Raw genomic sequence first — 13,751 nt, forward strand, 5'->3', positions numbered from 1 at the left:
GCAACGCCACCGTTACGGTCGTGTAGCCGGCCTTTAACATGCTGTTGATATTTCCCTGTACCTGTCCGGCAGTTGCGCCGGAGAAGCGCGAAAGGGATATCCATGAGCACGGCTACACTTACACCCGCCCCCTATTCCGAGGGACTGGGCGCATATTCAAACGGAAACGGTACATCTGGGTCACCCAGCTACGCGACGTCTGGAAATGGGGCGTTTGTTCCTGCGGATCAGGATTTTGGCGGTGCGCTGGAAATTGTCAAAACTCAGGCGACACAGACCTTGCGCTACAAGGGCAAGACCCCGATCAAGCCAGGGTGTTATTTACAGATCAAGGTGCGGCTGAAAGCGGTAAGTGGTAATCTGCCTTCCGTGCGTATTGCGGCCTATGCGGCAAAATTCGATGATAGTCCGATTGCAAATGTGGTGACGCAAGGGGCCATCACCCCGCTCACGAGCTACGGCGAGGTGATCGAGATCAGTGCCGTTGTCGGCATCGGCAACCGTACCGGCGTGGATATGGTGTGGGGCGCGTCCGCAGATTATGGCCATTTCGGCATTGATCTGCTGGGGCAAAATGGTGGCGTGGTTCGTGTGGATGATATCGAAATCACCGATGTCTCAAGCCGCTTTCTGGCGGATGTTGTTGCAACCATCGATGTGCGCGACTACGGCGCAGTCGGAGATGGCACCACAGACGATACCGCAGCATTTGTAGCTGCAAATAGTGCGGCAAATGACCGGACTGTTTTGATCCCTGCGGGAACATTCCGGCTGGAAGGCAATGTAACTTTTGACGCACCGACAAAGTTCGAGGGTACGGTAAGCATGCCGGTGAATGCCGTCTTGCTGTTGCGCCAGAACTTTGACTTGCCCAACTATATTCAGGCGTTCGACGATGAGGAACTGGCGTTCCGTAAGGCGTTTCAGGCGCTGCTGAACAATTCCGACCATGAATCGCTTGATCTTGGTGGCCGTAAGGTGGCGCTGACCAAGCCTGTTGATATGCAGGCCGCCGTGCCCAACCGCACCCGCTACGAGACGCGGCGCGCTATCCATAACGGCCAGTTGATTGCGATGACGGGTGGCGATTGGGACACGACAACTATCACCGCTCAGGCAACCTATAACACCGCGAACACCCGCACGCTGAGCAATGTGGCAAACGTGGCAAACATCCCAATCGGCAGCCATGTCAGCGGTCCGGGCGTTGGACGGGAAATTTACGTGCGCGGAAAGAACATTGCCCGTGGTGAGCTGACCTTGAGCGGGCCGTTGTATGATGCCGCCGGCACACAAAACTTTACCTTCAGGCGTTATAAATACATGCTTGATTTCAGCGGCTTCGAAGTTTTTGCGAAATTCATCCTGCACAACATCGAGTTCCAGTGTCAGGAACTGTGTAGCGGTATTATGCTGGCCAATGCGGGCACAATTTTTACGGTTCGTGATTGCTTTATCACAACGCCGAAAGACCGTGGTATTACCTCTATGGGAGGCGGCTGTCAGGGCATGTTTATTGAGCGGTGCCAGTTCCTGTCGGCTGAAAACAATCTTCCCGTGTCACAGCGCAAAACCATTGCGCTGAACGTGAATGCCAATGACGTAAAGCTTCGCAATTGTCGCGCCGAGAGGTTCCGCCATTTTGCGGTGATGACGGGGCAAAACCATCTGATTACGGGAAACCATTTTTTTCAGGGGGATACGGTCGCCGGCGGTATCCGTTCGGCGGGAGTCGTGTTGGCCGAAGCCTACGCCTCGTGCGTCTTTTCGCAGAACTACGTGGACAATGCGTTCTTTGAATGGACCAACGAACGTGATCCCACACCGGCATTCAACGGCGGGTTTTCGTTCAGTGCGCTGGACATAACCAGCAATATCTTTTTGTCGGGAGAGGTGGCGACCAGTTTCAGTTATCTGGTGGTTAAACCCTACGGTGCCGGACATTTTATCAATGGGTTGAATGTGTCCGGTAACAGATTTCGCAGCATCAACGGTTTTGTTGAACGGGCTGAGCGGGTTGATACCAGTTTCGCCGATTTGAACTTCACACGTATGCGTAACATCCGGTTTGAGGGCAATTCATTCCACGGGATTAACAAACCTGTCGCAAATCCGCACTTGATTGAATTCGAGCAAAATTCGAATTCCCAGACCTGGGTTGTTCCGACTGGCCCCGGCCTTCCGTTTCAGGGGCGCGCGCTGAGTGTCGATGCGGTTGTGGTGCGCGGCGGGGTGCGCAATGCTGCCAATGCGCTGGTTTACAGCAACCCGTTTGTGCGCGCACAACAAAGCGCCACAGCCGATCGGGTGCATGTGATCTGGCCAGCGCCTGTGCGGGGAAAGATTGCCGTGACTGCCCGTATGGATAACGACGTCGTCTGATCTATCAAAGCTCCGGTGCAAGCGCCGGAGCTTTCAAAACTCCCGCCAGAGGCCGAGTTTTATTGCACTGTTTCCCAAATTCCCGATCTGGCTTTCCGTCCCGATCTGTATCTTGAATTTGCTGACCTTTGACGAAAAGATCACCGAGGGCGCAAACGTCGCGATGTGCTGCTCTGATGTGTGGGCGGTGTAGATCTGGAGCATTCCCGCTGTGACATCGGTGAAATTTATCCCGAAAGTCGCGTCGACCTTGCCAAGGTGCAGCGCGTCGGTGAGGTCCCAGATCACCGCGGCTTCTATCGTGGCCCAGCCCGATTTCTTGCCCCAGGTGACACCGCGCCCCCAACTTAGTCCTGTGTGTAAATGGGGCAAAACCTCATCGCCCAGCCATCCGGCGCCGACGCCGACTTCATATGCCCATTTCGATGTAGCATCGGGTGCGGATAGCGCGCGGCGCATTGAAAATGTCGCATATCCGCCGCTGGGGGAGTGCCGTAAACGCGCCATGCCAATGTTGGCGACTATTGTTGTTTTATCTGTCAGCCCGTGTTCCAGATACGACTGGCTTGCAGTATCCATGTGATAAGTGCTGGCAAACGATGCCGAGGTGAACGATGTTCCTTTTGCGCGCAGCCAAGGTCCTGCACTCGCCGTTTGGGTGCAAGCAAAAATAATTAGGATCGCAAGAAGGCGGCGTAACGTGTCGCATAGACTCATGCGATTGATCTTGGTTAATTCCGGTTAACAAAGTGTTACCGCGAAATGCAAAAAGGCTCGGCCAAACTGCCGAGCCTTTAAGTGTAGTATGGTTAGCCTCAGGCGTGGACAGAGCCGCCGCGCGGACCGGCAATAAGCCAGACAATGAAGCCTACAACAGGGAAGATTATCACGCCAAGCGTCCAGAGAACCTTTGCAAGACCAGAGGCGCGTGACGTGAAGATTTGGTAAATTGCGTAGATGTCGGCAATAAGTACCAGAAGACCGAATAACCCATATTCCATTTTGAATTTCTCCCGAAAATGTTTCGTTGTTGATTGTTGAATAAACCGCTACGCCAAAAGAAAGTTCCCGAGAAAATTACCGAAAGAGGGTAACAGGTGTCAGTTAGGATACTGGTAGACGGCTCTAACGTACTTTACTGGCGGGGTGGTCAGGCCGATGTGGCCGCGCCGGAAATGGTGGTTGCAGCGCTAACAGCGCGTCGCTTTTCACCTGTCATCTACTTTGACAATAGTATCCGGCTTTACGCAGATCAGGCCACCCTGAACCGGCTGGAAACGCTTGCGCCAGTCATTATCGCGCCGGGTGGTACACAGGCGGACGCGCTGTTGCTTGGTGACTGCGGGCAAGGGCGCATCCAGATTGTCAGCAATGACCGTTTCCGCACATGGCGTGCGGAACATCCCCGATTGCGCGGTGACTGGCTGGTGACAGGATCAATCGCAAAGCGCGGGCGGGTCTGTTTTTCGAAGAAGCTCAGACCCGCGCCGCTGTGATATTATTTAGCGACCACGCCGCTTGACGCCGCCACGCATCCCGCCGCGCCCCATGGTGCTGCGACCGGATTTCTGCTGCGCATCGTTCACAGCCTTATCAACCGCATACTGGCGCGCCAGCGGATCATCGGCAATGGTCAGATCAACTGCTTCAAGGCGCTTGACCTCGTCACGTAAACGCGCAGCTTCTTCAAACTCAAGGTTCTCTGCAGCTTTGCGCATATCGGTGCGCAGCCCTTCAAGAACGGTTTGCAGATTGCCCCCCGCCAGCGGGTTATCGATTTTGGCAGTAATGCGGGATTGATCCGTGTCGCCTTTATAAAGGCCAGCCAGAATATCCTCGACGTTCTTCTTGACGGTTGTGGGCGTGATGCCGTGCAGCTCGTTATAGGCGAGCTGTTTGGCGCGGCGACGGTCTGTCTCGCCCATCGCGCGTTCCATACTGCCTGTGATGCGGTCGGCGTACATGATAACGCGGCCTTCAGCGTTCCGCGCCGCGCGGCCGATAGTCTGGATCAATGACGTTTCAGAGCGCAAAAAGCCCTCCTTGTCCGCATCCAGAATCGCCACCAAACCGCATTCGGGAATATCCAGACCTTCGCGCAGCAGGTTGATCCCGATCAGCACGTCAAAAGCACCCAGTCGCAAGTCGCGCAGGATTTCGATCCGTTCAATGGTGTCGATATCCGAGTGCATGTAGCGCACCCGAATACCCTGCTCGTGCATGTATTCTGTCAGATCTTCGGCCATGCGCTTGGTGAGGGTGGTGCACAGCGTGCGCATACCATCGGCTGCGACCTTGCGCACCTCGTCCAGCAAATCATCGACCTGCATCTCAACGGGGCGAATCTCGATCTGAGGGTCAATCAGGCCGGTGGGGCGGATGATCTGTTCGGTGAACACACCGCCTGCCTGTTCGATCTCCCACGCGGCGGGGGTAGCAGACACAAAGACGGATTGCGGACGCATCGCATCCCATTCCTCGAACTTCAGCGGGCGGTTGTCCATACAGGACGGCAGGCGGAAGCCATGCTCGGCCAATGTGAATTTGCGCCGGTAGTCACCTTTGTACATACCGCCGATCTGGGGCACGCTGACGTGGCTTTCATCGGCAAAGACAATTGCATTATCGGGGATGAATTCGAACAGGGTCGGGGGTGGCTCTCCGGGGGCGCGGCCGGTCAGGTAGCGCGAATAGTTCTCGATGCCGTTACACACGCCGGTTGCTTCCAGCATCTCCAGATCGAAATTGCAGCGTTGTTCCAGCCGTTGCGCCTCCAGCAGCTTGCCCTCGCTTACCAGCTGGTCCAGCCGCATCCGCAGTTCTTTCTTGATGCCTACCAGAGCCTGATTCATCGTGGGCTTGGGGGTGACATAGTGTGAGTTCGCGTAAACGCGCACCTGCTCCATCGTGTCCGTCTTTTCACCCGTGAGGGGGTCAAATTCGGTGATGCTTTCCAGTTCTTCGCCAAAGAACGACAGACGCCACGCGCGATCATCAAGGTGGGCAGGGAAAATTTCCAGACTGTCACCGCGCACACGAAACGTACCGCGCTGAAAGGCGGCATCGTTGCGCTTGTACGCCTGCGCGACCAGATCGGCGATCACCTGCCGCTGGTCATATGATGACCCGACCTTCAAATCCTGTGTCATCGCGCCATAGGTTTCGACCGACCCGATACCATAGATACAAGACACCGAGGCCACGATGATCACATCGTCGCGCTCCAGCAGCGAACGTGTAGCCGAGTGGCGCATCCGGTCAATCTGCTCGTTGATCTGGCTTTCCTTCTCGATGAAGGTATCGGACCGCGCCACGTAGGCTTCGGGTTGGTAATAGTCATAAAAGCTGACAAAATACTCGACCGCGTTATCAGGGAAAAAGCCTTTGAATTCGCCAAACAACTGCGCGGCCAGCGTTTTGTTTGGCGCCAGAATAATGGCAGGGCGTTGGGTTTCCTCGATCATCTTGGCAATGGTAAAAGTTTTGCCGGTGCCGGTTGCGCCAAGCAGCACTTGGTTGCGCTCGCCGTTGCGGATGCCCTCGGACAGCTCCTTGATCGCCGCGGGCTGATCCCCCGCCGGCTCGAATTCGGTCTTGAGCACAAATTTCTTGCCGCCTTCCAGCTTGCCGCGGGTGCGCACATCTGGGGCAGCGTTGGCCAGAATAGGCTCTGCAAGTTCGCTTTTGTCAGTCAGCGCATAGGGCATTGGACAGTCTCCGGTTTGGCGTCCTGTATAAGTGTCATGTTTTACGCACGGTTCAAGACGCAGCGCGTGTTCACCTGTCAGAAACTGTCAGCAGCAGGCGCTCTTGATCCGACAGCGCCGCCATGTCATATCCGGTGCAGCAACGACGGAGAGCTTAGATGCGCGCGAGAATCTATCAACCAGCCAGAACCGCAATGTCATCGGGTACGGCAAAAACCCACATGTGGGTGTTGGAATTCGCACCGGCCGTGGCCCGTGAGGTTGATCCGCTGATGGGCTGGACCTCCTCTTCTGATACGCAAAGCCAAGTGAAGCTGCAATTCGCTACCAAGGAAAAAGCAGTGGAATACGCCGAAGAGCATGGCATCACCGTGCAAATTCAAGATCCCAATCGCCGCAAGCCCAACATTCGCGCTGGCGGCTACGGCGAAAACTTCGCGACAAACCGTCGGGGTTCTTGGACGCATTAATCCTTCGCGGACGACAAGAAACAATACAGAGAAAAACTTGCGGGCGACCTATCCGGTCGCCCTTCGTCTTTTCTGAAAGAGGTGTTTTCAATGACAATTACCCATCTCGTCACCCATTCTGGCGGGTTCCATGCAGATGAATTGCTTTCGACTGTCATATTGTCGCGGCTGTTTCCGCAGGCAGAACTGGTACGGTCCCGTGATGCTGCGTGGATCACACCGTCGCCTGAAAAGATCATCTATGACGTGGGTCGCGACTATGACGCCGCTGCGCAACTGTTTGACCACCACCAGCGGCCCAACCCGCTGCGTGAGGATGGCCAGCCCTACAGCTCTTTCGGGTTGATCTGGTTGCATTACGGGCGCGACTATCTGCGCGCCCTGGATGTTCCAGAGGCAGATATCGAGGATATTCACAGCAGCTTTGATGCCGGTTTTGTCCTGCCGATCGATCTGGTCGATAACGGCGCATTGGCCCCCGCAACGGCTGGGCAATTGGCAGGCATGACCCTGCCCGTGTTGCTTGAAACGCTTAAACCTGTCTTCGACAATCGCGGGGCAGGGGCTGATGATCAGGCGTTTGCGGCCGCCGTGCCGGTCGCGCGGGCGTTCGTCGAAGCATCCATCGCTGGCAAAGCCGCCAAACGTCGCGCCAAAGCGATGGTGCTGAGGGCGATTGCCGAGACAGGCCGCGCGCGGGTTCTCGAGCTGCCCATGGGCATGCCGTTTCGCGCCGCCATTGAAGAGGCAGGCGCCGATCATTTGCTGTTTGTTGTGCATCCGCGTGACACAGACTGGGCCATCACCGGCATCCGGCTGAGTGGTGACAGTTTTGAACAGCGCGCAGATTTGCCTGCCGCGTGGGCGGGGCTGACCGATGATGCGCTGGAACAGGCCAGCGGTGTGAAGGGGGCAAAGTTTTGCCACAACGGGCGGTTTATTGCCGTTGCCGATACCCGCGAAGCGGCGTTGCGGATGGCAGACCTCGCCGTGCAAGAAGCGCAACAACCCGTTACTTAGTGCTGTTCGGCATCTGAATTCTTGGCAGTGCCCTCGGGAATTTCTTTCGTATACTACGGTATACTATCGACGCCTGCCGTTGCATCCGCTAAGAGGTGGCCAAACCACATATAAGGAGTCTTCTGATGTCTGATATCATTTACACCAAAGTGGACGAAGCGCCCGAATTGGCGTCTGCATCCTTCCTGCCCATCATCCAGAAATTTGCCGCCGCTGCCGGCGTTTCTGTCGGAACAAAAGACATCAGCCTTGCAGGCCGTATCCTCGCCACCTTCCCCGAGCATCTGGACGAGGCGCAGCGCCAGTCGGACGATCTTGCCGAACTGGGTCGCTTGGTAAAAACAACCGACGCAAACGTCATCAAACTCCCCAATATCTCCGCGTCTGTTCCGCAGCTGGTTGCAGCGGTGAAAGAGCTTCAGTCGCAGGGTTTTGCGCTGCCGGATTATCCCGAAGCGCCCAAAAGCGATGAAGAAAAAGAAATCCGCGCAAAGTACGACACGCTGAAAGGCTCTGCCGTGAACCCTGTTCTGCGCGAAGGCAACTCTGACCGCCGCGCCGCCAAAGCTGTTAAAAGCTTTGCCCAGAAGAACCCGCACCGCATGGGTGACTGGACGGCCGACAGCAAAACACAGGTTTCCGCAATGTCGGGTGGTGATTTCTTCTCGAACGAGACATCGGCGACCCTGTCCGATGAGGCGACAGCAAAAATCGTGCTGGTCAATGACGATGGTGAAACGGTTCTCAAAGACGGTTTGACATATCCCGCCGGCACCGTGGTTGACGCAACTTACATGAGCGCCGATGCACTTCAGTCTTTCCTGAAAGACGAAATCGAGCAGACCAAAAAAGACGGCACGCTGTTTTCACTGCATATGAAGGCCACCATGATGAAGGTGTCCGACCCGATCATTTTCGGCCACGCGGTAAAGGCATATCTTGCGCCGGTGTTTGAAAAGCACGGTGATGCGATGCGCGATCTGGGTGTGAACCCGAACTCGGGTCTTGGTGATCTGCTGGAGCGGGTCAAGGGCAACGCCGATATCATGGCCGATATCGAAGCCTGCATGGCCGAGCGCCCGCCGATGTACATGGTCGATTCCGACAAGGGCATCACAAACCTGCATGTTCCATCGGACGTGATTATTGACGCCTCCATGCCCGCGCTGATCCGCGCAGGCGGCAAAGGCTGGGGGCCGGACGGGAACGAATCCGACACGAATTGCGTGATCCCGGATAATTCCTACGCGCCTGTTTATGATGAAACGATCAAGTTCTTCAAAGAAAATGGCAAGCTTGATCCGGCAACTGCTGGCACCGTCCAGAACATCGGTCTGATGGCACAGAAGGCCGAAGAATACGGCTCCCACCCGACCACATTCGAAATGCCCGCAGCAGGCACTGTCAAGATGATCCTTGGCGATGGCACGGTGCTGCATGAGCACAAGGTTGAAAAGGGCGACATCTGGCGCTCTGCCTCTGCCCGTAAGGCGCCGATCGAAGACTGGGTGAACCTTGCGATTGACCGCCAGAAAGCTGAAGGCTGCCGCGCGATTTTCTGGCTGGATGCCGACCGCGCCCATGATGCGGAACTGATCGCTTATGTGAAGCCGATCCTCGAAGCAAAGGGTGTTGTCGACAAATTCGAGATCATGGCCCCCCGCGAAGCCACGCGCGCCTCGCTTGAGACAATCACTAAGGGTGAAAATACAATCGCCATCACCGGCAACGTGCTGCGCGACTACCTGACCGATCTGTTCCCGATTCTGGAACTGGCGACATCTGCCAAGATGTTGTCGATTGTAAAACTGATGAACGGTGGCGGCTTGTTTGAAACCGGCGCTGGCGGCTCTGCCCCCAAGCACGTTCAGCAATTGCAACAGGAAAACCATCTGCGCTGGGACAGTCTGGGTGAATTCTGCGCGCTGGGTGAAAGCCTGACGTTCCTTGCGGATGCCAAGAACAATGAAAAGGCGCGTGTGCTGGGGCAGGCGGTAGATGCCGCGACCCAAGGTATACTCGACAATGGCCGCTCGCCCTCGCGCAAGGTCGGTGAGCCTGACAACCGCGACAGCCACTACTGGTTCGCGCGCTACTGGGCGCAGGCCCTGGCCGATCAGAAAGACGATGCAGAACTGGCCGAGCATTTTGCGCCGGTCGCCAAAGCGCTGGGCGAGAACGAAGACAAGATCATCTCCGAACTTGCCGCGGCACAGGGCAGCCCTGCCGATCTGGGCGGGTATTATCACACGGACGACGCCAAGACCGCAGCAGTTATGCGCCCGTCGAAAACCCTGAACGACATTATCGGGTAACTGTCCGATACCCCGATCATCAGGCCGCGCTTTGCAAAAAGCGCGGCCTTTTTCGTGTTTGCCCCGGCGGAGCAAGCTTGATTGAAAATGGGGCTTGGCGGCCTCGCACTGCGCCGCTATCAATCGGCTTCCGACCTTGAAAAGGAGCCTGCCATGAGTGCTGTCGCTGATCGTATTGCCCGTAATATCGCAGACGATATCGGTGCCAGTCCGGCGCAAGTAACCGCCACGGTTGCATTGCTGGACGGGGGGGACACGGTGCCGTTTGTGGCGCGCTACCGCAAAGAGGCGACTGGCGGTCTTGATGATACCCAGCTTCGCCGCCTTGCCGAGCGGCTGGATTATCTGCGTGACCTTGAAAAGCGCCGTGCAAGCATCCTTGGTGAAATTACATCACAGGGCAAACTGACCGATGCGCTGGCGCGCGAGATTGCCAAGGCCGACACGAAATCGGTGCTGGAAGATCTCTATCTGCCGTTCAAACCCAAGCGGCGCACCAAAGCGATGATCGCCCGCGAAAACGGGTTGGAACCATTGCTGCGTGCCATTCTTGAAAATCGCACAGCTGATCCCGCCAAGCTGGCGCAATCCTATCTGGGCGACACGGTCGCAACCGAAAAAGACGCGCTGAACGGCGCACGTGACATTCTGGTAGAAGAGCTGGGCGAAAACGCCACCTTGCTGGGGCGTCTGCGCGATGTGATGCAGAAAGAGGCGCTGATCACCGCGCGCGTGATTGCAGGCAAAGAAGAGACCGGCGCGAAATTCTCGGATTACTTCGATCACAGCGAAAAGTGGGCAACGATACCGGAACACCGAGCGCTTGCCATTCTGCGCGCTGCCAAGGAAGAAGTCGTCACACTCAACATCGCGCCCGATCCGGAGGTTGGTCTGCCGCGCATCATCAACATCATCGCGGCAGAAATCGGAATAACGGGCCAGGGGGCTGGTGATCTGTGGTTGCGCGGTGTGGTAAGCTGGGCGTGGAACCTAAAGCTTGGCCTGTCGATGTTCATGGATCTGATGGCCGATCTACGTCAACGCGCCCATGCCGCTGCAATAGATGTGTTTGCGCGCAATCTGCGTGATTTGTTGTTGGCCGCCCCTGCGGGAGCGCGCGCAACGCTGGGTCTTGATCCTGGTATCCGCACAGGCTGCAAGCTGGCCGTGGTGGATGAAACGGGCAAGCTGTTAGAGACAGCGACGATTTATCCGTTCCAGCCGCGCAATGATCTGCGCGGGGCAGAGGAAGCGCTGATCCAGTTAATCCGCCGCCACAAGATTGCCCTGATCGCGGTGGGCAATGGCACCGCCAGCCGTGAATCCGAACGGCTTGTCGCGGATGTGATCAAGCGCTTGCCAGCAGGCAGCCCCCGCCCGACGCCTGTTATCGTTTCCGAAGCAGGCGCGTCGGTCTATTCGGCGTCCGAACTGGCCTCGCAGGAATTTCCCGATATCGATGTATCCCTGCGCGGCGCGGTATCCATCGCGCGCCGCTTGCAGGACCCGCTGGCCGAACTGGTAAAAATCGAACCCCAGGCTATCGGGGTAGGGCAATACCAGCATGACGTTGATCAACGACGTCTTGCACAAACCCTTGCTGCGGTTGTCGAGGATGCTGTGAACGCGGTGGGCGTCAACGTTAACATGGCATCCGCGCCGCTGCTGTCCCATGTGGCAGGACTTGGCCCGTCGCTGGCGCAGTCCATATTGGCGCATCGTGATGCAAACGGCCCGTTTGCAAACCGCAAGGCGCTTTTGAAGGTGGCAGGGTTGGGGCCGAAAGCGTTTGAGCAATGCGCGGGCTTTTTGCGGATCACCGACGGGACGGAACCGCTTGATGCATCATCCGTCCACCCCGAGGCTTACGGGCTTGCGCGCAAGATCGTGCAAGCCTGCGGTCGCGATATCCGCGCAATCATGGGCGACAGCAGCGCGTTGGCAAATGTCACGGCAGAGCAGTTTGTCGATGATACCTTCGGTCTGCCCACTGTCCGCGATATTCTGGCAGAGCTGGAAAAGCCCGGCCGTGACCCGCGCCCGACATTCAAAACCGCCACCTTTGCCGAAGGTATCGACAGTATTACAGACCTCAAGGCTGGCATGTCACTGGAAGGAACTGTGACAAACGTTGCGGCCTTTGGTGCCTTTGTTGATATAGGTGTACATCAGGACGGGTTGGTGCATGTCAGCCAGCTTGCCGATCGCTTTGTCAAAGACCCGCACGAAGTTGTCAAAGCCGGTGATATCGTGCGGGTGCGGGTGACCGAAGTAGACGTTGCCCGCAAACGGATCGGTCTGAGCATGCGCAGGGATGGCGGCGGGGCGTCTGCACAAAATAAACAGCCCGAGAAACAGCCCAGGTCGAACAAGAAGCCAAAAACTGCCAAGCCGGCCCAATCACAAGGCGAGGGTCAGGGCGCATTTGGTTCGGCGCTGGCCGCCGCGATGAAACGCCCTGCCAGTGGCGCCTAACGGTAGAGCATAACCCCGAGAGCGGTGCGGTATTGTGGTCAAAACAATGGCTTGCTGTATTGTAGAAAATAGCACACCAAATCACTGATGAAATTTTGCCTATAGAATAAGGACACGCTCATGGCTCTTGCAATCGATACGGCCCAGTATACCAACCTTGACGTTAAAGATCATGGTGAAGGCGTCTGGGTAGTGACGTTGAACCGTCCGGCAAAGCGCAATGCGCTGGACATCGATACGATCGAGGAACTGGTCGAGTTTTTTTCAACCGCACCACGCGCAGGTGTGCGTGCGGTTGTGCTGGCCGGAGCAGGGGATCACTTCTGCGCAGGCCTTGATCTGATTGAACACCATGACGAAGACCGCAGCCCGGCCGATTTCATGCATGTCTGCTTGCGCTGGCACGAAGCGTTTAATAAAATGGAATATGGCGGCGTACCCGTGATCGCTGCATTGCAAGGCGCCGTTGTCGGTGGAGGTCTGGAGCTGGCCAGCTCAGCCCACATCCGTGTAATGGACCAGACAGCCTACTTCGCCCTACCTGAAGGTCAGCGCGGCTTGTTCACCGGTGGCGGGGCAACCATCCGCGTCACCGATCTGGTCGGTAAATCCCGTATGATAGACATGATGCTGACAGGACGCGTTTATCAGGGTCAGGAAGCTGTCGATCTGGGACTGGCCCAGTATATCGTAGACGGCTCAAGCTATGATGCCGCGCTGGAACTGGCGCGCAAGGCAGCGCAGAACCTTCCACTATCCAATTTCGCAATCTGCTCGGCCGTCAGCCACATGCAGAACATGTCGGCAATGGATGCCGCCTATGCCGAAGCAGTCGTTGCAGGTGTCGTGAACACTCAGCCGGACGCGCGCGCACGCCTTGCCGCATTCGCCGATAAAAGCGCAGCACGCGTACGCCCGAACGACTAAAAATGTTCTGGCACCCTATTGTGGTGCCAGACCGTCCTCACTTGGTTGAAGTTCCTTCCGGAATCTCCTTCGTGTGACAAAAACCAAATCCCAAACACATCGATGTACTTCACGGGTTGCCGGATCCAGCCGAATCCGTGCGGTTCGATGCAATCGTAACCAAGGCCCAGTTTGATTCTGGTGATTCCATGGCAGAATCGGGATGGAACGGCTGATTCACACCCCTGATGGTCAGAAATACAGCTGAGTCTGCCTGATTTTCAGAGACCAGGGAGAATTTGACTGAAAGCGGCGTGCTCTCTGAAGAAATGATTATCAAATAAAATCATTAATATACAGCGTCTTATACTGAAAAACGCAAGAAGTTTGGATTTTTTGCGGAAAGCGCTTGCGGGTCTTTGAAAGTAACACTAGAACGCCTCTTACCGAAGCGCAGCAATGAGCGACGGGGCAGC

Annotated in this window: 10 protein-coding genes; 7 read left to right on the forward strand and 3 right to left on the reverse strand. The window is 56.4% G+C overall.

The window, feature by feature from the left end:
* Positions 1–102 precede the first annotated feature (102 nt).
* The gene (locus tag OS189_RS15985; protein ID WP_267168330.1) at positions 103–2,382 is read left to right on the forward strand and encodes a glycosyl hydrolase family 28-related protein; all 2,280 of its coding nucleotides are present in this window, start codon (positions 103–105) and stop codon (positions 2,380–2,382) included.
* A gap of 33 nt (positions 2,383–2,415) precedes the next feature.
* Here OS189_RS15985 and OS189_RS15990 read toward each other — a convergent pair whose 3' ends face one another.
* Together OS189_RS15990 and OS189_RS15995 are read right to left on the reverse strand one after the other, a co-directional pair.
* Positions 2,416–2,961 (reverse strand): hypothetical protein, encoded by a 546-nt coding sequence (locus tag OS189_RS15990; RefSeq protein WP_267168331.1) that lies wholly within the window; start codon positions 2,959–2,961, stop codon positions 2,416–2,418.
* A 236-nt stretch (positions 2,962–3,197) separates the two neighbouring features.
* On the reverse strand, positions 3,198–3,383 hold the full coding sequence (locus OS189_RS15995) for a PLD nuclease N-terminal domain-containing protein (protein WP_267168332.1): 186 nt from the start codon (positions 3,381–3,383) through the stop codon (positions 3,198–3,200).
* Positions 3,384–3,479: 96 nt separating this feature from the next.
* Between OS189_RS15995 and OS189_RS16000 the strand changes: the two genes are divergently transcribed.
* Positions 3,480–3,878, forward strand: a complete 399-nt coding sequence (locus tag OS189_RS16000; RefSeq protein WP_267168333.1) for an NYN domain-containing protein — start codon at positions 3,480–3,482, stop codon at positions 3,876–3,878.
* Between the two features lie 6 nt (positions 3,879–3,884).
* Here the strand turns inward: OS189_RS16000 and uvrB are convergent, their stop codons facing one another.
* Positions 3,885–6,089, reverse strand: coding sequence for an excinuclease ABC subunit UvrB (uvrB, locus tag OS189_RS16005; protein WP_267168334.1), 2,205 nt, complete (start codon positions 6,087–6,089; stop codon positions 3,885–3,887).
* Positions 6,090–6,247: 158 nt separating this feature from the next.
* On the opposite strand from uvrB, the gene OS189_RS16010 reads away from it, so the two are divergent.
* From OS189_RS16010 to OS189_RS16030, 5 genes are all read left to right on the forward strand, one after another.
* Entirely contained in the window at positions 6,248–6,559 is a 312-nt protein-coding gene (locus tag OS189_RS16010; protein ID WP_267168335.1) for an ETC complex I subunit, read from the forward strand.
* 90 nt (positions 6,560–6,649) lie between these two features.
* Positions 6,650–7,579: an MYG1 family protein gene (locus tag OS189_RS16015; RefSeq protein ID WP_267168336.1), complete on the forward strand. Its 930-nt coding sequence runs from the start codon at positions 6,650–6,652 to the stop codon at positions 7,577–7,579.
* A 125-nt stretch (positions 7,580–7,704) separates the two neighbouring features.
* Complete coding sequence (locus OS189_RS16020) at positions 7,705–9,894, forward strand: NADP-dependent isocitrate dehydrogenase (RefSeq protein WP_267168337.1); 2,190 nt, start codon at positions 7,705–7,707, stop codon at positions 9,892–9,894.
* 153 nt (positions 9,895–10,047) lie between these two features.
* Positions 10,048–12,369, forward strand: a complete 2,322-nt coding sequence (locus OS189_RS16025; RefSeq protein WP_267168338.1) for a Tex family protein — start codon at positions 10,048–10,050, stop codon at positions 12,367–12,369.
* A gap of 120 nt (positions 12,370–12,489) precedes the next feature.
* Complete coding sequence (locus tag OS189_RS16030) at positions 12,490–13,296, forward strand: crotonase/enoyl-CoA hydratase family protein (RefSeq protein WP_267168339.1); 807 nt, start codon at positions 12,490–12,492, stop codon at positions 13,294–13,296.
* Positions 13,297–13,751 lie beyond the last annotated feature (455 nt).

The organism is Sulfitobacter sp. F26169L, assembly GCF_026410285.1.
Lineage (GTDB): Bacteria > Pseudomonadota > Alphaproteobacteria > Rhodobacterales > Rhodobacteraceae > Sulfitobacter.